The organism is Alistipes sp. An116 (genome assembly GCF_002161005.1).
GTDB lineage: Bacteria > Bacteroidota > Bacteroidia > Bacteroidales > Rikenellaceae > Alistipes > Alistipes megaguti.
Window position 1 is genome coordinate 16618 of sequence record NZ_NFLR01000001.1, and the last position, 20047, is coordinate 36664.

14 protein-coding genes and 1 pseudogene are annotated in these 20047 nt (G+C 62.5%); 4 read left to right on the forward strand and 11 right to left on the reverse strand.

What is annotated here, in order from left to right:
- Positions 1 to 9 precede the first annotated feature (9 nt).
- Complete coding sequence (locus tag B5E60_RS00080) at positions 10 to 2037, forward strand: dipeptidyl-peptidase 3 family protein (protein ID WP_204246419.1); 2028 nt, start codon at positions 10 to 12, stop codon at positions 2035 to 2037.
- Between the two features lie 221 nt (positions 2038 to 2258).
- Here the strand turns inward: B5E60_RS00080 and rd are convergent, their stop codons facing one another.
- From rd to B5E60_RS00100, 4 genes and pseudogenes are all read right to left on the reverse strand, one after another.
- Positions 2259 to 2423: a rubredoxin gene (rd, locus tag B5E60_RS00085; protein ID WP_087308860.1), complete on the reverse strand. Its 165-nt coding sequence runs from the start codon at positions 2421 to 2423 to the stop codon at positions 2259 to 2261.
- A 60-nt stretch (positions 2424 to 2483) separates the two neighbouring features.
- On the reverse strand, positions 2484 to 3158 hold the full coding sequence (locus tag B5E60_RS00090) for a PH domain-containing protein (protein ID WP_087308861.1): 675 nt from the start codon (positions 3156 to 3158) through the stop codon (positions 2484 to 2486).
- Positions 3159 to 3492: 334 nt separating this feature from the next.
- Positions 3493 to 4230: pseudogene (locus B5E60_RS00095) on the reverse strand (IspD/TarI family cytidylyltransferase); the annotation flags it as partial.
- A 105-nt stretch (positions 4231 to 4335) separates the two neighbouring features.
- Entirely contained in the window at positions 4336 to 5658 is a 1323-nt protein-coding gene (locus B5E60_RS00100) for a peptidoglycan DD-metalloendopeptidase family protein (protein ID WP_087308862.1), read from the reverse strand.
- A gap of 241 nt (positions 5659 to 5899) precedes the next feature.
- Between B5E60_RS00100 and lpxK the strand changes: the two genes are divergently transcribed.
- From lpxK to B5E60_RS00115, 3 genes are read left to right on the forward strand one after another with little or no spacing between them, the layout of a single operon-like run.
- Complete coding sequence (gene lpxK, locus B5E60_RS00105) at positions 5900 to 6943, forward strand: tetraacyldisaccharide 4'-kinase (RefSeq protein ID WP_087308863.1); 1044 nt, start codon at positions 5900 to 5902, stop codon at positions 6941 to 6943.
- Positions 6927 to 7736 (forward strand): purine-nucleoside phosphorylase, encoded by an 810-nt coding sequence (locus B5E60_RS00110; RefSeq protein ID WP_087309067.1) that lies wholly within the window; start codon positions 6927 to 6929, stop codon positions 7734 to 7736. Before lpxK ends, B5E60_RS00110 begins: the two co-directional genes overlap by 17 nt.
- Before the next feature lie 4 nt (positions 7737 to 7740).
- Positions 7741 to 8283, forward strand: coding sequence for a single-stranded DNA-binding protein (locus B5E60_RS00115; protein ID WP_087308864.1), 543 nt, complete (start codon positions 7741 to 7743; stop codon positions 8281 to 8283).
- A gap of 337 nt (positions 8284 to 8620) precedes the next feature.
- On the opposite strand, the gene B5E60_RS00120 is transcribed toward B5E60_RS00115, so the two are convergent.
- The 7 genes from B5E60_RS00120 to B5E60_RS00150 all read right to left on the reverse strand — a co-directional run bounded on the left by B5E60_RS00120 (position 8621) and on the right by B5E60_RS00150 (position 19946).
- A complete protein-coding gene (locus tag B5E60_RS00120) occupies positions 8621 to 9376 on the reverse strand; it encodes a LytR/AlgR family response regulator transcription factor (RefSeq protein WP_087308865.1) in 756 nt (251 codons plus the stop codon).
- 71 nt (positions 9377 to 9447) lie between these two features.
- Positions 9448 to 10815, reverse strand: a complete 1368-nt coding sequence (locus tag B5E60_RS00125; RefSeq protein ID WP_087308866.1) for a RagB/SusD family nutrient uptake outer membrane protein — start codon at positions 10813 to 10815, stop codon at positions 9448 to 9450.
- A gap of 13 nt (positions 10816 to 10828) precedes the next feature.
- The gene (locus B5E60_RS00130) at positions 10829 to 14218 is read right to left on the reverse strand and encodes a SusC/RagA family TonB-linked outer membrane protein (RefSeq protein WP_087308867.1); all 3390 of its coding nucleotides are present in this window, start codon (positions 14216 to 14218) and stop codon (positions 10829 to 10831) included.
- Between the two features lie 154 nt (positions 14219 to 14372).
- On the reverse strand, positions 14373 to 17006 hold the full coding sequence (locus B5E60_RS00135) for a zinc-dependent metalloprotease (RefSeq protein WP_087308868.1): 2634 nt from the start codon (positions 17004 to 17006) through the stop codon (positions 14373 to 14375).
- A 127-nt stretch (positions 17007 to 17133) separates the two neighbouring features.
- Complete coding sequence (locus B5E60_RS00140; protein WP_087308869.1) at positions 17134 to 18687, reverse strand: histidine kinase; 1554 nt, start codon at positions 18685 to 18687, stop codon at positions 17134 to 17136.
- Positions 18688 to 19428 carry an SDR family NAD(P)-dependent oxidoreductase gene (locus B5E60_RS00145; RefSeq protein ID WP_087308870.1) on the reverse strand — a complete coding sequence of 247 codons (741 nt, stop codon included), beginning with the start codon at positions 19426 to 19428 and terminating at the stop codon, positions 18688 to 18690.
- A 68-nt stretch (positions 19429 to 19496) separates the two neighbouring features.
- A complete protein-coding gene (locus B5E60_RS00150; RefSeq protein ID WP_087308871.1) occupies positions 19497 to 19946 on the reverse strand; it encodes a deoxycytidylate deaminase in 450 nt (149 codons plus the stop codon).
- Between the last annotated feature and the right edge of the window lie 101 nt (positions 19947 to 20047).

Below are 20047 nucleotides of genomic sequence, written 5' to 3' on the forward strand. Positions count from 1 at the left end.
ATATAGCGCATGAAAAGGCTTTTTACCATTGCATCCATGACAATTGTTCTACCCGTCATGACCTCGTGCGGCGACGCCTCGCAGAAGGCTGCCGCACCGTGGATCGTCGACCGTTTCGACGACATCAAGGTCATTCGTTATGAAGTTCCGGGCTTCGAGACGCTTCCGCTCGAGCAGAAGGAGCTGATCTACTATCTTTCGGAGGCGGCCAAGTGCGGTCGGGACATTCTCTTCGACCAGAACTGCGTGATGAACCTGCCGGTGCGGCGGACCCTCGAGGTGGTCTACGAGAACTACGCCGGTGACCGTACGACGCCCGAGTGGAAGGCGCTGGAGAAGTACCTCAAGAAGGTCTGGTTCGCCAACGGCATCCACCATCACTATTCGAACGACAAGTTCACGCCCGAATTCTCGGAGGGTTACCTGCTGGACGTCATCGAGACGATTCCCGAGGAGAAGTTCGGCGAGCTGAACGCTCTGCGGCGGGATGTCTGCCTGGCGATCTTCGATCCGTCGATGTATCCCACGCGGTTGAACCAGCGTGCGGGCGACGATCTGCTGCTCACCTCGTCGAGCAACTATTATAAGGGTGTTTCGCAGGCCGAGGCCGAGAGTTTCTACGCCGGGATGGCGGCGGCCGATGCCGCGGATCCCGAACCGGTCTCCTACGGTCTGAACAGCCAGCTGACGAAGGACGACGGGGGGAAACTCTTCGAGCGGACGTGGATGGTCGGCGGCATGTATTCGGCGGCTATCGAGCGGATCGTCTACTGGCTGGAGAAGGCCGAGTCCGTAGCCCGCGAGCCGCAGAAGTCGAACATCGCGGCGCTGATCGCCTACTACCGCACGGGTGACCTGAAGGAGTTCGACCGTTACAACATCGGCTGGGTGCGCGATACGGTTTCGAACGTCGATTTCGTCAACGGCTTCATCGAGACCTACGGCGACCCGCTGGGCTTCAAGGCGTCGTGGGAGGCCAACGTGAATTTCGTCGATTCGGCGGCCTGTCACCGCACGGAGGCCATCTCGTCGAACGCGCAGTGGTTCGAGGACCACTCGCCCGTCGATCCGCAGTACCGCAAGGCAAAGGTCAAGGGCGTCTCGGCCAAGGTCATTACGGTGGCGATGCTGGGTGGTGACTGCTACCCCTCGACGCCCATCGGCATCAACCTGCCGAATGCCGACTGGATCCGCAAGGAGTACGGCTCGAAATCCGTAACGATCGACAACATCACCTACGCCTACGACCAGGCGGCACACGGCAACGGCTTCAACGAGGAGTTCGTGCTGCGGGCCGAGGACCGCGAGCGGATGGACAAGTACGGCAAACTGGCCGACGACCTGCATACCGACCTGCACGAGTGCCTGGGCCACGGTTCGGGCCAGCTGGCACCGGGTGTGACGGGCTCCGAGCTGCGCAGCTACGGCTCGACGCTCGAGGAGGCGCGTGCCGATCTGTTCGGCCTCTACTACCTGGGCGATGAGAAGCTCGTCGAACTGGGGCTCGTTCCGTCGTTCGACGTGGCGAAGGCCGGTTATGCCAACTACGTGATGAACGGTCTGATGACGCAGCTGGCGCGCATCGAGCCGGGCAAGAACATCGAGGAGTCGCACATGCGCAACCGCAAGCTGATTTCGGAGTGGTGCTACGAGCACGGCAAGACCGACAACGTGATCGAACTGGTCCGGCAGGACGGCAAGACCTACGTGGTGGTCAACGACTTCGGGAAGCTGCGCGCGCTCTTCGGCGAACTGCTCCGCGAGGTGCAGCGCATCAAGTCGGAGGGTGACTACGAAGCGGGCAGGGAGCTCGTCGAGCGCTACGGCGTGCAGGTCGATCCGACGCTTCACAACGAGGTGCTGGAGCGCTATGCGGCGCTGCACATCGAGCCCTACGGCGGCTTCGTCAATCCCGAATACGAGCTGGTCGAGAAGGAGGGCAAGGTGGTCGACGTGAAGATCAGCTATCCGGCCAACTACGTGGAGCAGATGCTCAACTATTCGAAGAACTACTCCTTCCTGCCGAACGTCAACTGACCTTGGATTCGGACTCCGGGCCGTGGCGCATGATCCGGCAACGGACACATCGCGAGAGGGCGGACTTTGAGTCTGCCCTCTTTTTTTGTGGCGTTGTCGGGTTGCGGCATAGAGCCGGGACGGAGCTGCGGCCCCTCCCTGCAGAAATCCGGTTGCGGATGGCAAACAGAAGAGGCGCACCCCGACCGGGGATGCGCCTCTTCGCCTTGTGGCACGGGGAATTACTCGGCCACCTCTACGAACTGGTCCTTGCCGACGCCACAGACGGGGCAAACCCAATCTTCGGGAATCTCCTCAAAGGGGGTTCCGGGGGCGATGCCGCCATCGGGATCGCCGACTGCGGGGTCATATACCCAGTCGCAGACTTCACAACGATACTTTTTCATCTTTTTCTTTGTCTTTTTTTAGGGTGAATAAAGGTTTGATATGCAAATTGGTTGCCGGAACTACTCCGGCTGTTTGTCCTGCGTGTCACCTTGGGCTCTTTCGATACAGCCGGCCGTTTCAGCCGCTCCGGCGACCCCGTTCCGCGGCTCCAGGTCTCCGACCGTCTCGTTGCGGGCCTTCTCGTTTGCAGCCGCCGCGCCTTCCTCTTCCTCCTCTTCCTCCTCCTCATCGAGCCGGTTCCCACCGGGGGGCATCAGCTCGGCGACGAGCCGGTCGGCCTCCGAGCAGGAGACATAGAGCCGATCTTCGTAGATGTCGGTGATCTCGACGAAGTTGCGCCATTCGGAGGCGTAGATCCGCACGCGGTCCAGGCGCCGCAGGTCGAGGAAGTGTCCGTAGTAGCCGAAGAAACCGTACCCTCCGAAGATTGGGATGAGCCACTTTATGCGGCGGTTTTCGACGCGGCGCACCGAGGCGATTTCGTCGCGGCGGATCTCGGTGATGTCGAGCAGACAGCGGATCTCGACGCGGTCGTCCATGACGACGATCTTTCGCGGGATCGAGAGGGCCATCAGGGCAATCAGCGCGACGATGAACGAAGTGAACCACGCCGAGAGATATCCGCCCTCGTAGAGGTGGTAGAGGGCCCATCCGAGCAGTACGAATACGATCAGATAGACGATCGAAACGTAGATCGTATGGCGGGAGAATCGGTATTTGTAGATGCTTTGCATCGCTTTTCTGCGGCTCTAAATTCTGCGGTTCTAAACGGGTTTCGAACGGAGTGCGTCGTCGGTTTATTGTCTTTTTTGGGGGGCTGCTGTTTGTCTGCGTGGGTTATCGTGTGGCCGTTTATGTCCGGAGGTGAGGATCGCTCCTGTCGACCTTCCCTGTCGGAGCCTTGCCCCTTGTCGGATCGTCCGCCTCCTCCTCATGCTGCGTCGCCTCCTCCTCATGCTGTGTCGCCTCCTTCCCGTGCTGCGTCGCCTTCTTCCCGTGCTGCGTCGCCTCCTCCCTGTGCTGCGTCGCCTCCTTCTCGTGCTGCGTCGCCTCCTCCCTGCGTTGGGCCTCTTCCTCTTCGCGGGCGGAGAGCAGCGCTTCGGCGATGATGAAATCCTCGGGGGTGGTGAGCTTGAGATTCGAGCGTTCGCCCCGGGCCAGCGAAACGGGATATCCGGCGGCCTCCACCACCGAGGCGTCGTCGGTGAACTCCCGCCGGTAGGGTTGCGCGTAGGCTTCTCGCAGCAGCCAGCTGCGGAAGATCTGCGGGGTCTGGACGATGCGCAGCCGGCTGCGATCCAGGGGATGTGACCGGGGATCCTCCGAGTCGCTGTTGGCGTTGGCCGGACTGGTCGGATTCGTTGCCGTTTCGGCGGCTTCTACCTCCCGGAACGAATCGGCCGGCTCCACGACGGGTATGGCGGCACCGTACCGGAGGGCGGTCCGGGCCACGCGGCGGATCATCTCCACCGATCCCAGAGGGCGTACGCCATCCTGTACGGCGATCAGGTCGGGATCGCTCCGCAGGGCGGAGAGTCCGCAGCGCACCGAGTCGAACCGTTCCGCGCCACCGGCCACAACCTGGTGGCGGGCCACTTCGAAGCGGGCTGCGAAATCCTTCCAGAAGGCGATGTGGCTCTCGGGGAGGACGACGACGATCTCCGCTCCGGGCCATGCGGCGGCGAAGTTGCCGATCGTGCGGGCCAGTACGGGCTGTCCGCCCAGCAGCCGGAACTGCTTGGGAATGGAGCCGCCCATGCGGCGGCCGCTTCCTCCGGCTACGATAATGACTCCGATGCGTTCCATGGGGAGTGTCTCTTTTGGCTGCGAAATGGTTATGGATTGCGGATGTTTTCTGCCGGCGATGGCTTGCGGCCGGGCCGACTGTTCGGAATTTTCCGGTTCGGGGTGTTATTTTTCGCTCTTCTTCTCTTCGGTGGCGGGAGCGGCGGAGACTGCCGTTGCGGCTGGCAGCTGCAGCGAATCGAGCTGCGTGATGCGCTCCTCGGGTTTTACGTCGCCGTTGAGTTCGGCGATGATGCGGTCACGGACGAACTCGAAGAGGGCGCGGTTCTCCTTCGAGATGGGCTCGGCGGGCTCCGAGGGGATCTTCAGCGGATCGATCGGCGTGCCGTTTTTCCAGATGCGGTAGTCGAGGTGGGGCCCCGTCGAGGCGCCCGTCGAACCGACGTATCCGATCAACTGTCCCTGCGAGACGCGTGAACCCTTCGAGATGCCCTTGGCAAAGCGGCTCAGGTGGAGATACCCGGTCTGCAGGTTGCCGGCATGCTTGATCTTGAGGGTGTTTCCGCCACCGCCGCCCCAGCCCTTGAAGATCACCACGCCGTCGGCCACGGCATGTACGGGCGTACCCTTCGGCGCGGCGTAGTCGACGCCGGTGTGCGGACGGTAGACCTTATAAATAGGGTGCTTGCGGGCGTAGGTGAAGCGCGAACTGATGCGCGAATACTTGAGCGGGGCCTTGAGCAGCTGTTTGCGCAGGCTTCCGCCGTCGGCCTCCCAGTACTGGATCTTGCCGCCCTGGCGGAACGGAATGGCATAGAACTCCTTGCCGCTCTGGGTGAACTTGGCGCCCCAGATACGTCCGATGCCGGCCGAGACCGTATCGTCGATGAATCGTTCGTCGTAGATGACCGTGAAGCTGTCGCCCTTCTGGATGCCGAAGAAATCGACCGTCCACTGGTAGATATCCTCCAGATCGGCGGCCAGGGCGTAGGGGAGGTTCTGCTCCATGATGGCACCCCAGAGCGAGGAGTTGATCACGGCGCTCTTCTTCGTACGGCGCAGGGTGTACTGCTTGCAGTCCTTGCGCACCGAGACGGAGTCGTTGTCGTGGAATCCGAAGACGACGTAGTCGGTGACCGAAGTCTCGTAGACGAGCCAGTCGAGGTGCGGGGCGTAGAGCGAGTCTTCGTGGATGAAGGCCGTGTATTTGTGTCCGGCGCGGATGTTCCGCAGGGGGAAGACCTCCCTGGAGGCCTTGTCCAGGCGGTCGACCACCAGCGCCGAGATGCCGTATCGGTTGAGGATGCCGCCCATGGTTTCGCCGTTGCCGACCTCACCGGTTTCGGTGCGATAGTCGTCGACGTTGATCCCGTAGAGAAGGTTTTCGGGGGCTTCGGGCTCCGCCTCCCCGGTATTGGCCGACTGGCGGCCGCAGGCTGTGGCCCCGACCAGGAGCAGGGCACAGAGGAGTGTTTTCAGATTCTTCATAATCGAAGCAAAGATAGTAAAAAAAACGGTACGGGAGTCGCCGTTTCGACCGCTTTTCGAGTCGCTTCGCCGAAAAACCGTTTGCCGGATTCATACAAACGGGTTGCGGAGGGGTTTTGGTATCCGGAGCGGCGGGCTCGACCCGTATTTGGGTGGGTGAAGCCAGAATTGCGGCTCCGGGTTTGGCGATCCGGAGAATAATTGTTATCTTTGAAGGTTGTCTGTTCAAACCGGTAGAAAGATGCTCAAAAGCCTGCTCGCACCTGCAGCCTTCCTCTATAAAATGGGGGTGACCCTGCGTCACCGCCTCTTCGACTGGGGCATCCTCAAGAGCGAGAAGTTCGACATCCCGATCATCTGCATCGGCAACATCACCGTGGGCGGCACGGGCAAGACCCCGATGGCCGAGATGCTGATCGCCTACATGTCGCAGATGCACCGCGTGGCGCTGTTGTCGCGGGGCTACGGCCGCCGTACGCGGGGCTACCTCGAGGTGCAGTGCGATTCACACTACCGCGACGTGGGGGACGAACCCCTGCAGATCAAGCTGAAGTTTCCCGATACGCTGGTGGTGGTGTGCGAGAAGCGGGCCGACGCCATCCGCCGCATCCGGGCCGAACACCCCGAGGTGGATCTGATCATCATGGACGACGGTTTCCAGCACCGTTACGTGGAGCCGAAGATCAACGTGGTGATGATCGACGCCACGCGACCGGTCCAGCACGACCGGATGCTGCCCGCGGGGACGCTGCGCGACCTTCCGGAGGAGCTGCACCGCGCCCACTATTTCATCGTCACGAAGTGCCCCGAACACATGGCGCCGATCGACCGTCGGATTCTGCGCAAGGTGCTGATTCAGGTGGCCTACCAGCGGGTCTATTTCACGCGTTTCGAGAGCTTCATGCCCCAGCCGCTCTACACGGAGGATGCCGATCCGGAGCCGCTGGCTCATGGCCGCGAGGTGATCGCTCTGTCGGGGATCGGCAACCCGGGACCCTTCGTGCGGTCGCTGCGCGAACGCTACCGAGTGGTCGAGGAGATGACGCTCGACGACCACCACATCTACCGCGTGCGGGACATGCACGCGCTGCAGGCGCTGCTTGCGAAGCATCCCGGGGCGGTGATCGTCACCACCGAGAAGGATGCCGTGAAGATGACCAACCGGGCGAAGGTTCCCGCCGAAGTTCGCCGGGCGCTCTACTACCAACCGATCAATATTTCATTCATAGAGGATTCGGCAACGGATTTTCTGCAAAAACTGGAACAAGATGTTAGAGGAAATTAAGAAAACCGCAGCCTTCATCAAGGCACATACGGAGGGTTTCACTCCCGAAGTGGGCATTGTCCTGGGTACGGGTCTGGGCGGCTTCGCCGACACGATCGACACGGCCTGGACGCTCGAATACAAGGATATCCCGGGCTTCCCGGTCTCGACGGTCGAGGGGCACAAGGGACGGCTGATCTTCGGTGAGGTCGAGGGTCGCCGGGTGGTGGCCATGCAGGGCCGCTTCCACTACTACGAGGGCTACACGATGCAGCAGGTGACCTTCCCGATCCGGGTGATGCAGCAGCTGGGTATCCGCTGGCTTTTCGTGTCGAACGCCTCGGGGGGCATCAACCCGACGTTCCGCGTCGGTGACCTGATGGTCATCACGGATCACATCAACCTGCTGCCCAATCCGCTCATCGGACGCAATCTGGACGAACTGGGTCCCCGCTTCCCGGACATGCACAACTGCTACGACCGCGAACTGGTGGCCGCGGCGACGCGCATTGCCGAGGAGGAGCACATCAAACTGCAGTACGGCGTCTACGTGGGCGGTACGGGCCCGACGTTTGAGACGCAGGCCGAGTACCGCTTCTACAAGGCCATCGGGGGCGATGCGGCGGGCATGTCGACCGTCCCCGAGGTAATCGTGGCACGACATATGTCGATTCCGGTCTTCGGGGTTTCGGTGATTACGAACTGCGGTCTTTCGGACGAAGTGGGCGACCACGAGGATGTGCAGCTTCAGGGGCGGAAGGCCGGCGCGAGGATGGAGCTGCTGTTTAAACGCATGATCAAAAATCTGAAATAAGAAGATGGTAAACAAGGTAATCCTGATCGGCAACGTGGGCATGGACCCCGAGGTGCGCACGCTGGAGGGCGGCGCAAAGGTGGCCCGTATCCGCCTGGCCACGACCGAGCGGCTCTATGACCGCCAGTCGAACGAGACGAAGGAGCACACCGAATGGCATACGATCACGCTGTGGCGGGGTCTGGCTGATGTGGTGGACCGCTACGTGCGCAAGGGCTCACAGATCTATATCGAGGGGCGTCTGCGCACGCGCGAATGGATGGACAAGGACAACAACAAACGCTATACGACGGAGATTCTGGCCGACGTGATGAATCTGCTGGGGCGTCGTTCGGACAACCCGGCGACCGACAACTCCCAGACGGGCTACCAGCAGGGCGGCTACCAGCAAGGGGGGTATCAGCAGGGCGGCTCGCATCAGGCGGGCGCCTCGACGGGCGGATATTCGCAACCGGCTTCTTCGGGCGCTTCCTACCAGCAGCCGCAGCCGGCCGCAGCCTCGACGTCGGCTGCTCCGGCCGATGATCCGGACGACCTGCCGTTCTGATCGGCCGGCCGTGATCCGCAAATCAGCACCCCCGGACCCTTTCGGTCCGGGGGTGCTTTCGTGTGTGGAGGCAGATCCGTGGGGAGGACGGGAGCTGTCGACGGCGATAAAAACGGTGCAGAGTCCGATGCCGGGGTCGGGGTCCTTGTGATCTGCTGTTGCCGGGGTCGGATTTTGTGCCCGTTGCTGCCGGGCCCGGGTCCTTGTGATCTGCTGTTGCCGGGGCCGGATTTTGTGCCCGTTGTTGCCGGGGTCGGGATTCTGTGCCCGTTGCTGCCGGGCCCGGGGCCTTGTGACCTGCTGTTGTAGGGGGCGTGTTATCGGGTTGCGGGGCGCGTCAGCGGTTGAGCCACTGGCGGAACTCCTGCACGCGGTCGGTGCTGACCAGCGCCTCCTCCCCTTCGGGCAGCGGAGGCTGAAGTACCACCTTGATGCGGCTTCCCGAGTAGCGGACCATCTCGCGGATCGACTCGAAGGAGATGATCAGGCGGCGGTTGATGCGGAAGAAATACCGGGGCGAGAGCTTTTCGCCCACCTCGGTGAGCGTACGGTCGAGGAGGTAGTCCTTGCCGTCATGTGTCACCAGATGGAGGTACTTTCCGTCGGCCATGAAGTAGGCGATCTCGGCGGTGGTTACCGAGCGCATCCGGGCCCCGATCTGGACGAGGAAACGCTCCTGCCAGGCCTCCTCGGGCGCCGAGGCCGGATCGGAGCTGCCGGCCGTCGGGCCTGCGCCGATGCGTGCCAGCAGTCCGAGCTTGTCGATGGCGCGTCGGAGATCCTCGCGGCCGAAGGGCTTGAGCAGATAGTCGATCCCCTTGTTTTCGAAGGCTCGCATGGCATAGGTGTCGTAGGCGGTGATGAAGATCACCGGGACGTTGACCGGCGTGCGGCGGAAGATGTCGAATCCGTTGCCGTCGCCCAGATGGATGTCCATGAAGAGCAGGTCGTGGTCGATGCGGGGCAGCAACTCCACGGCTTCGGCCACCGAGGAGGCCGTAGCGACAATTTCGATATGCGGGGCAACTTCGGAGAGCGTATTGCGCAGTTCGGCAACCGACAGGGGCTCGTCTTCGATGATGATGGCTTTCATGGGACGTAAAATTACAAAAAAAAGAGTCCGGAGCAAAAACCGGACTCTTTTTCGTGTCGGGACCGCACCGATCAGTTGTTCAGATCGGGGTTGCTGTTGACGGCCGACTGCGGGAAGGGGAGCGTGTAGCGCGAATCCCCGGCCTGCAGGGTGTAGGAAGAGCCTTCGTAGCGGTGGGTGATCGCGGGACGCGTCGTGCGCCGCAGGTCGAACCAGCGGTGCCCTTCGAGCGGGAATTCGCGGGCCCGTTCATCGGCCACCTCCTGGCGCAGCGCCTCGGCATCCATCGCCTCGACGCGGGCCCGCTGGGCCTCCATGGCCTCGTTCTTCATCCGTTTGGACTGCAGTTCGAGCAACAGGTTCCGGGCCTGCTCCAGTTCCGAGGGGAGGTACGACCCGGCCTCGGCAGCGATGAGATACATCTCGGCCACACGGATCGAGATGCGGTCCGACGACGAGCGGTCGACGCCGTATCCCGAGAGAGCCGATTCGCCCTCTCCGGACTTGATCTCCTTGAGGTAGGTGCGGCGGCAGTCGTTTGTCGGATCGAAGAGCGCAAGGAGGCTCTCGGAGAGGAGCGCTCCGCGCACCAGATCGCCTCCCGAGTAGGAGAAGGGACGGTCGAGTGCCAGAATGGCCTCCGAAGAGTCGGCCTTCCAGGGGCGCGTGGTTGCGTCGCCGAGGGCGTTCAGGTCGAGCAGCTCATACTTCGGCAACAACCCGACGGCCAGCTCGTAGGCCTGCTGCCACTGCCGGGTGTAGAGCAGGACGCGGGCCTTGAAGGCGGCCAGTGCATTGAGCGAGAAGCGGTAGTTGTGCGTGGCATCGGGCTGTTTTTCGACACTCATCAGCGCTTCGGCACGGGAGATGTCGTCGAGAATCGAGCGGTAGGCGGCCTCGACGGTCGAGGGCCGGTACTGCTGTTCGATGTCGATGTGGTCGGAGAGGACGATTCCGCGGTCCGACGACGCCGTGGCGGGGTTGTAGGGGCGGCCGTAGAGGTTCACCAGCTCGAAGTGGTTGTAGGCGCGCAGGGCGTAGGCCTCGCCGAGAATCTGATCGCTCGGTTCGCCGGCGTCGTCGACATCGGCAGCGCCGATGTTCTCGATGACGGCGTTGGCGTAGAAGATCGACTGGTAGAAGTACTGGTAGGGATACTCCTGCATCTGCCCGCCGTACTGCCACGTGTAGTTGTAGCCCAGCGGGACGACCTCGCTGGCGTTCCAGAAGGCGCTGGCGTCGATGGCTCCGACCTCGTCGGAGAGCAGCGCCGTGAACGAACGGGCCGATCCGAAGGGGTAGGCGTTGTAGCCGCTGGTCAGCAGCGCCCGGAACTCGGAGGTCTTGTGGGGGATGACCTGCCCGACGGGCTCGATCTCGAGGTAGTTGCAGCCGCTCGCGGCGAGGGCTGCCAGAAGGATATATGCTCGTTTTTTCATCGTGGGGAACGTGTTAGAAGGTGATGTTCAGACCGACGGAGTAACTGCGGGACAGCGGCTGTGCGTAGATGTTTCCGTAGGTCTCGGGGTCGAAGTATCCGTCGTAGTTCGAGGCGAGGACCAGCGGGTTGCGGGCCTCGAAGTGCAGGCGCAGCGACGCCATGCGGAGTTTGCGCGCAATGCGTTCGGGGAATGTGTAGCCCAGGCGGATGCTGTTCACGCGCAGGTAGCTGATCTTGTGGTACCAGATGTCGAGGTTCTCGAAGAGCGAGCTGGCGCCCCACGCGTCGCTCTGGTCGAGGATCCAGTAGTAGACGCGGTAGGGGTCGGGATTGGCATCCCAGTCGCCCCACTCCGAACCGTCGGCCTGACGGCTTCCGGCCAGCGCGGGATAGAGGCCTGCGGGGTTCTCCGGCGACCAGATCTGCTGCACGGCCGTGGTGGTGTTCTGTCCGGGGCTGGTCTTGTGAGGGGTGTAGAAGGGGGTCTCCTTGACCAGCTGGCCGATGACGAAGTTGCACGATACGGTCAGATCGAATCCCTTGAAGAGGAAGCGGTTGTTGAACCCGCCCGTCAGATCGGGATTGAGTGAACCGATGTAGGAGAGGCGGTTGCGCACGTCGCTCTGCGACTGATCCATGACGGGCCCGTACTCGAAATATTCGGGAATGCCGAGTCCCCAGGGGTCGGTCTGTTCGATGCGGAAGTTGACCAGCTGCTGCAGCGAGACGCGTTCGCCGCCGCTCCAGAACATCGGGATGCCGTTTTCGTCCAGCCCGGCGGTGCGCAGGGCGAAGATGCCGGCCGAGGAGTGTCCCTCGAGCGAGGGGGTCCAGGCGTTCTCGTCGATCAGCACGCGCTCGACGCGGTCGGTGTTTCGAGCGATGTTGAACTGGGTCTCCCAGCGGAAGTTGCGCGTGCGGATGTTGACGGTGTTGAGCGAGAACTCGATACCGCGGCTCGATATCTCGCCGTAGTTGCTCGACGTGGTGTTGAAGCCGGTCTCCGTGGGGATCATGCGCGTGGTGATGAGGTCCTTGCTGCGGCGGCCGTAGATCTCGAACGTAAAGCCGATGCGGTTGTCCAGGGCGGCGAAATCCAGCGCGGTGTTCCACGTGTAGGTGGTCTCCCAGCGGAGGTTCTGGTTGGGGGGCGAGCTGACGTTGATGCCGTCCTCGTTCACGCCGCCCGGGTTGCGGATGACCCACGACCCGAGGATGTAGGGCGAGGTGGTGCGGTCGATGTTGCCCTGCGCACCGTAGGAGAGGCGCAGGCGCAGGTTGTCGAGCCAGCGCAGGTCACGCAGCCCCCGTTCGCGGTTGATGTTCCAGGCGCCGGAGATCGACCACATGGGGTTGAACTTGTACTTCGGATCGACGCCGAAGAGGTTCGTGCCGTCGTAGCGCATCGAGCCGAAGAGCGTGTAGCGGTTGTCGAAGGTGTACGAGGCGGTGAGGAAGTAGGAGAGGTAGCGGTTCTCGTAGAACGACTTCTGATACTGCGTGAAGTAGGGGCTGTTGGCCAGATTCGATCCGCTGTCGCCGTCCGGGAAGACCATCGGTTCGTTGGTCATCGTGCGGGGGTCGTAGCCGAAACCCTTGGTGTGGATCGAGGTGTTGGTCGTCCCGCGCATCTCGAGACCGGCCATCAGGTCGACCTCGTGACGCTCGGCGAACGAGCCCGAATACTCGGCCTGGGCCTTCCAGGTGTACTGCGACATGTCGGCGTTCCAGTTCTGGATCACGCCGCCCTTGGGCATGTAGGTCACGCCGTCGACCACCGAATAGAGGGCATACTTGCGGGTGAAGTAGGTCTCTTCGGAGGCCATCTTTTCGGTGGCCGAGTTGTCGACCTGCAGACCGAACTGCGTGTAGAGGCGCAGCCCCCTGACGGGACGGTAGTCGAGGTCGAAGATCGTCTTCATCGACCGCGTGCGCAACATGTAATCCGTGTTGGCGCGCTCCTCGAGGATGTTGAAGTCGAGGACGTTGTCGTTGTTGCCCTGATAGGTGTTCATGTCGGGGTCGTAGGCGTAGCTGCCGTCGGGGTTCCGGGCCTCGAAGTAGGGGTTGACGGTGCGTGTGTAGCGCGAGGGGTTGGCAAAGACGTCGGTGTCCGAAACGTAGGAGTCGTTGCGGTTCTGGCCGACGAAGAGCGAAGCCCCGAAGCGGAGGTTCTTCAGCAGATCGTAGTCGGTCTTCATCGTGAGGTTCAGACGCTCGAACCCGGTGCCGACGGTCGTGCCCTGTTCGTTGTAGTAACCGCCCGAGAGGTAGTAGCTGGCGCGGTTTCCGCCGCCCGAGACGCTGAAGCTGTACTGCTGGTTGAGGGCTACGCGGTAGATCTCGCGGCCCCAGTCGGTGGCATCCTGCCGCAGGGCGTCGATCGCCGTGCGGGTTTCGGGGCTGAGGGCCGCCAGCCCGCCGCTGACCAGCGCACTGCGCTCGCCGGCCCGGTCCAGAATGCGGGCAACGCCGCCCATCCCCGAGAGGTAGTTCAGGCGGCCGTTTGCGGCCAGCGCCAGCTCGAAGTCGACCTTCTGCGAGGCGTTCATCAGATTGAGTTTTCCGAGATCGGGACGGTCCGTGACGAAGAGCGACGCCGTGACGTTGACGCGCGTCGGCTGGTTGCGGGCCCCCTTCTTGGTGGTGATGACGATCACGCCGTTGGCGGCCCGTGCGCCGTAGATGGCCGTGGCGGCGGCATCCTTCAGCACGGTGATATCCTCGATGTCGGCGGGGTTCAGACCGGCGATCGACATGTTGTAGAGGTTGTCGATGTTCTCCTTCGACGACCAGTCGGAGGGGATATCGTTGCCCTCGAGCGGAATGCCGTCGAGCACCCACAGCGGATCGGTGTTTCCGTTCAGCGTGACCGTGCTTCGGATCTTGATCTTGTTGGCGCCGCCCGGGGCTCCGGAGGTGGGCGTGGAGGTCAGACCGGCGATCGAGCCCGAGAGCATGCCGTCGACGCTGGCCACACCGTCGCGCGAGATGTCGGCCATCTTGACGCTGGCGATCGAGGAGGTGAGTTTTCGCTTCTCGATGCGCTGGTATCCCGTCACGACGACGGCATCGACCTGGTTCGACGAAGCGTCGAGACGGATCGTAAAGAGGCTTTTGCCCTCGATGTCGACGGTCTGGGCCTCATAGCCGAGGTAGCTGACGACCACACGACGGACCGAGGTCGGGAGGGTGAACTCGAAACGCCCCTCGTTGTAGGCGATGGTTCCCTGCGGATTGTAGTCTTTGGCCTGGGTCTCCTCGGGGGCGATGAAGACGGTGGCGCCGACGAGCGGTTCACCGGTGGCCCGATCGAGCACCTGGCCCGTGATCCTGCGGGTCGTCTGGGCGAAAACCAGCGCCGGGGCGATCAGCAGCAGTAACGTAAGGAATCTGTTCATGGCTTGTGAAACTATAAGTATGTGTTGTGATTCGGTTTGGATTCGGAATCGATTTCGGGTTTTCGGTTTCGGATTGTAAGCGGTCGGGGGCGACCCCTGAAGTCGGGCAAAGCCGTCTTTCCAGCGGGTGGAAGACGGCTTTGCGGCTTTTGTCCTACAACATCCTCAGGGCCTCCCTGAGCCGGAGTTCGAGATCCCGGTAGTGGTTCCGGGTGGCTGTGTCGCCGCTTTGGAGGCGGCCCTGGACGATCGTGAGCAGCCGCCTCATCTCGGCGCGCTTGGCCGACGGCGTCTCGCTCACGCGCTGCATCAGTTCGTAGTTGCGCTGGGTCTGCAGCTTCAGATCCTCGGGGCGGGGCAGCGGTTCGAGGTTGAGCTCCGGGGCCTCGTGCATCAGCTGACAGCTGCAGCCGCCGGCAAGATGCGCCGCGTGGTCGTGCAGCGCTGCGCCCATCTTGGTGGTCTTGACCATGGTGATGTTCGACGAGACGATCAGCGCGTCGACGTAGTTCTTCTGACTCATCCGCTCGTAGAGCGAGAGGGTGCGGCTGCCCGGACGGATGAACACGGCACGCGTAATGCGGTCGAGCATCTCCTCAGGCGAGAAGGTCTCTTCGCCGCGTCCCTGCCGGGCCTCGACCTCGTACATGCGGACCATGCGGCGGTCGTCGAGCAGTTCGTAGTAGACCTTGTACTGGAGTTCGCGGGCGAAGTTGTAGGGCGAGTACTCCATCTGCCCGACGGGCGACGTGCGGTGGGGGTAGCTCCGCTTCCAGGCCTCGGCGCCGAAGAGCCACTCGGGCAGCTGGAAGACCTCCTCGATCAGGAAGTCGACGCTGCGGCGCTGCATCTCGGCCGGGACGGGGATGTAGCGGTCGATCCGGTGGCCGGCGACGACCTGGTTGAGGTAGAAACCGCCGACGTTGGTCTTTACGTGGTCGGCATAGGTCAGCCACTGGAAGAGGATCGACATCAGGAAGCGTCCGGCTTCGTACTGCAGTTCGCCCTCCTGGTCGGTCCACTCCTCGACGTGGGGGATGATCCGCCGCAGGTTGGCCAACCCGTAGCGGCCGGCGCGCACGGCGTCATCGCCCAGATCCTCCGACTGTGCCCGGGGGTCGACACCCTCGCGCGTCTGCTCGCCGTAGCGGTAGACGGGATCGTCCTCGTGTTCGCGCAGCCAGCTATTCAGCGTCGGCAGCTCTTCGTGGGGATCCTTGACGTCGAGCCAGCGGTAGCCCCAGCGGATGGCGTGGAGGTCGTAGGCTCCGATCTTGGGGGTGAGCTGCGTAACGCCGTCCCCGGGTTGTGCGACATAGTTGAAGCGGGCGTAGTCCATGATCGAGCTGGCCGTGCCGTGGCGGTCGGTGTAGTGCTTCGAGCGCAGCGAGTCGACCGGTACGGAGTACGAGGCGGCGAAGTTGTGCTTCAGTCCGAGGCTGTGGCCCAGCTCGTGCGACGAGACGAAGCGCACGGCGTTGCCCATCAGCTCCGTGGGCAGGACGTTGGCGCGGGCCGCCGGATCGACGGCGCCGGTCTGCAGCCGGATCCACGAGTGGAGGATGCTCATCACGTTGTGCCACCAGATGATGTCGGCCTCGATGATCTCGCCGCTGCGGGGGTCGATGACCGAGGGGCCCATGGCGTTGGCCAGCTCCGAGGCGGCGTAGGTGACCACCGAGTAGCGGACGTCGTCGATGTCGAAGTCGGCCTCGTCGTCGGGTCCGACCTCGCGGGCGACGATCGCCTGCTTGAACCCGGCGGCCTCGAAGGCCTCCTGCCACTCCTCGATTCCCTTTTTGATGTAGGGGACCCAGACGGGCGGCGTCGCGGGGTCGATCCACAGCACGATGGGCTTGGCCGGCACGACGAGTTCGCCGCGCAGGTAGCGTTCGCGGTCTTCGGGGCGGGGCTCCAGCCGCCAGCGGTTGATCAGCCCTCGCTCTTCGGCCTTCTGCTGCGTGTCGTTGAAGTAGAGGTGGCCGATCTCGAAATACCCGACGCGATCGTCGGAGAAACGCGGACGCATCGGTTCCCGGTCGAGCAGCACGAGGTTCGAGGTGATCTCGACCGTCAGGGGTGTTGCGCCGCTCTCCTCGCCCGAAAGGCTCCCCGAGAGGAGCGACTTGACGAGGATGTTGCGCGGGAAGGCCTTCACCTGCCCGATCTTCGAGAGGCTGCGGTTGACGCTTCCCGAGCGGAGTTCGCCGAAGAGGTTGTTGAAGCTCTTCTCGCTGCCGTCGAAGACCTTGTTGACGCGAATGACGGCCGTGGTCGAATCGGCATTGTAGGCCTCGATCGGGAACTGTTCGATGACCGTTTCGCGGTAGTTGTCCTTCACCGAACGGGCGATCCGGTCGGTCGCCGGGGCGGAGATGCGCGGATCACGGGTTGTGACCCACACCTTTTTATAAAGCGTATCCTTGTGGAAGCGGATGAGTTTCTCGCCGAATCCCATTCCCTTGTTGATTCCGGCATCGTTGAGTGCATAGGGAACCCCCGATATCTTGTTGACGACCAGCATGTCGCGGTCGAGCAGCGAATCGGGGATCTCGAACCAGAGGTCGGTTCCCTTGCGCAGGACGCGGAAGAATCCCTCGTCGGCCGATGCACCGTCGAGGATTTTGTCGTATGCCTTCGTCGCGTTCCGGGTCGAATCCGTCTGTTCGACGGCAGCGGCCTCTTTTGCCTTGCGCGAAGGGCGCTTCCGGGCTTCGGCCGATGGTGCCGCCAGCAGGAGTGCTGCGGCCAGGAGTGCCGACCCGATGAATCCTTTCGTATTTCTCATCTTCTATTGCCTTTTTTCGTGCGGGTACGGAATCCGCACGATGCAATAATAAATTTTTTTGAAAACTCCGGGAAACCATCGGGAACGAATGCCCGAATCGGGGGTATGAATGGCGGAAAAAGGCGGATTATTTTTCGGGCGGAAGCAGCGGTAGCGAGCAGCGGAAAGTCATCGGGTCGATCGTGATTTCGAGGTTGCGGTCGGTGTAGAAGCGGTAGATCGAACGGATGCGTTCCAGTCCGACGCCCAGCGACTCGGTGTTTTCGTTTTCGTGGGGCGTGCGGTTGTTCTCGATCACGAGCGAGTCGCCCTCGGTGCGGATGTCGATATGCAGGGGGGTGCGTGTCGAGACGCGGTTGTGCTTGACGGCATTCTCGACCAGCGTCTGCAGACTCATGGCCGGAATGCGGTGTCGGCGCAGCGAGGTGTCGATGGTTGTGGTGAGCGTCAGGTTCTCGCCGAAGCGGATCTGCTGCAGCGTGTGGTACTGCCACGTGAAGTCGATCTCTTCGGCCAGCGAGGCGAGGATCTGCTTGCGGCGTTCGAGCACACGGCGGTAGACGCGCGAGAGGGTGAGTGTGAATTCACGGGCCTGCTCCGGGTTGCAGCGGATCAGGGCGTAGAGCGAGTTGAGCGAATTGAAGAGGAAGTGGGGGTCGATCTGATCGATCACCTGCTGCAGTTGCAACTGGGCCGATTCGCGTTCGGAGAGACGCCTCAGGGCGTATTCGCGGCGCCAGCGTCGTTGGGCCGCAACGAGCAGCGTGGCGAAGAGCAGCACCGAGACTGCCGCCGTCAGAATCGTGTAGAGGTGGAAGTCGTCGATCTCCTGCTCGATCACCAGCCGCGGGATTCCGATTCCGGCGACCCATCGCTGCCCGGCCAGCTGGATCGGATAGTAGATGCGTTGCTCCTCCATGCCGAGGTAGTCGGAGAAGGTCTCCGTGATGACGCTCTGCCCTGTGGCAAGGACCCGCCGGAAGGCCTCGGTCTCGGAGCCAGTGAAGTCTCCGTTCTTGCCGCCTGTGCCGTGTTCCGACCCGATCCGCTGTCCCAGTTTCAGACTGTCGGGGTGGTAGACGATCACCCCTTCGGGGTTGAGCAGGATGGCCGAACTGCGGCTGTGTGGATTCTGTTCGCTCATGTAGGTGTAGAGCTCCGGCAGCGGATAGTCGATGCCGCAGAGACAACGCTTGCCGGCCGGATCGCGGACCGTGCAGGCGAGCACCCAGACGGGCGTACCCTCTTCAGAGACGATCGTACTCACGACCGAGTCCTCTTTGGCCGGGCAGATGGCCGCTGTTGGCTCCATGAGCAGCGTGCCGTTGCGCAGACAACGTCTTCTCTTCGCATCCCCCTCCCGTGAGAACCAGATCTCGCGGGCCTTCGAGTCGACATCCAGCAGCGTAGTTGCCAGTGTCTGCAGCTCCGGTCCGGAGGGGGTGTCGTGCCGCTGCAGGAAGCGAGTTGCCGCGGTGAGAATCCCCTCGGTGCGATCGAGTTCGTTCTGCAGCAGCAGGCAGTGCGATTCGCTGATCTGCGTGACGATGCGGTTGCTCATCTGAGCGGCCCGGCGGTTGATGATGCGTCCGGAGACAATGACTCCGGCGGCCAGCAGCAGAAGCAGCACGCCGCCCGTGACGAACAGCCGTTCGCGCGAGGTATGTCTCTTGCGTTGCATCTATTTTTCGCGGGGTCGGATTTTCAGGCGTTCCCATATCCCCTGCGGAATCAGCCTCCAGAGGAGCACCAGCAGGGCGTAACGACGGTCGATGACGACCCTTCGGCGGGGTTTGCGCAGCACCTGCATGATGCGGCGCACTACCTTTTCGGTCTGCATCAGCATCGGATAGCGGGGCTCGCGGGCCAGCAGCGGGGTGGCGACGAATCCCGGGCGGATGTCCGTGAAGCGGATTCGGTCGTGTCCCTCCATGCGGGCCAGCTGGGCGAGGGCGTCGATGTAGGTGTTCTGCATGCGTTTGGTGGCCGAGTAGGCGGGTGCGGCGCCGAGTCCGCGTGTGCCGGCAATCGAACTGATGACGGCCAGATGTCCGCCACCCTGTTTGCGGAAGCAGGCGTAGGCCGCGGTCACCATGCGGACGAACCCTTCGCCATTGGTGCGCAGGGTCTCCACCTCGATGTCGGGCCTCAGTTCGAAGTTGCGGCTTCCGATGCCCGAGACATGAAGGTAGGTGTCCATGCCTCCGAGACGTTGGATGAGTCTGTCGAGGTGTTCCGGGGCATCGTCGCGTGTGACATCCAGCGGTTCGATCTCGACCTGTTTGGGGGCTTCGGCCCGCAGGGCTTCGAGGGCTTCCAGCCGACGCCCGGCAGCCCCCAAGCGCCACCCTTCGCGGATGCAGGCTCGGGCGGTCGCGAGCCCTATGCCCGAGGTGGCTCCGACGATGACGATGCGTTTCATCTCACACTTCGTTTTTCAGGGTTTTTCGGCGGCAGTGTACGACCTCCTGCCGGGTTTGCGCACCGGGGCTAACCGATCTCCCCGATCTTCTCGGCTTTGTATTGGACACATTCGATGCCGACGCGGCGCAGCAGATCGAGCCCTTCTTCCGAACGGTAATCTTCGGAGTAGACGACACGTTTGATACCGGCCTGAATGATGAGTTTCGAACATTCGATGCAGGGGGCCGCCGTGATGTAGAGGGTCGAACCGTCGCAGTTGTTGGCCGACTTGGCGACCTTCGTGATGGCATTGGCTTCGGCATGGAGGACGTAGGACTTGGTCTTCCCGTTTTCATCCTCGCAGATGTTCTCGAAACCCGAGGGGGTTCCGTTGTAGCCGTCCGAAATGATCATCTTGTCCTTGACGATCAGTGCCCCGACCTTGCGTCGTACGCAGTAGGAATTTTCGGCCCAGATACGTGCCATGCGCAGATAGCGCAGATCGAGTTGGTGCTGTTTTTCTTCCTGATAGCCCATGGTGTTCGGTTTGTCTTTTTTATGAAGAGGCCCGGAATGTGCCGTTTACCGAGACATTCCGGACCGTACTTGCCTGGGTTGAAGGGCCGCAGCCGGGTCTA